The organism is Natrialba sp. PRR66 (assembly GCF_034808065.1).
Classification (GTDB): domain Archaea; phylum Halobacteriota; class Halobacteria; order Halobacteriales; family Natrialbaceae; genus Natrialba; species Natrialba aegyptia.
Genome location: NZ_JAXHGN010000283.1, coordinates 1 through 234, shown reverse-complemented (window position 1 = coordinate 234; position 234 = coordinate 1). Strand labels below are relative to the sequence as shown.

Annotated in this window: 1 protein-coding gene; it reads left to right on the top strand. The window is 63.7% G+C overall.

Features of this window, described 5'->3' with window-relative positions; genetic code table 11:
- Nucleotides 1-234, top strand: a 234-nt coding sequence (locus tag SM755_RS24235; protein WP_323174911.1) for a PHP domain-containing protein, incomplete at both ends; no start/stop codon positions are given.

The window sequence follows — 234 nt, the reverse complement described above, 5'->3', positions numbered from 1 at the left end:
GCCGTCGTGCCCCACCCCTACCAGGAAACCCGCAGCGGCGTCTTGAAAAACATCTCCGAGGACGAACTCGAAATCGCCGATGCAATCGAAGTGTACAACTCTCGGCTGTTGACCGGCCGGGCGAACCGACAGGCCCGACAGTTCGCCACCGTACGTGATCTCCCGATGACCGCCGGCAGCGACGCTCACGTCTGCGAGATGGTCGGCCAGGCGGTCACTGAGGTCGATCCGGAC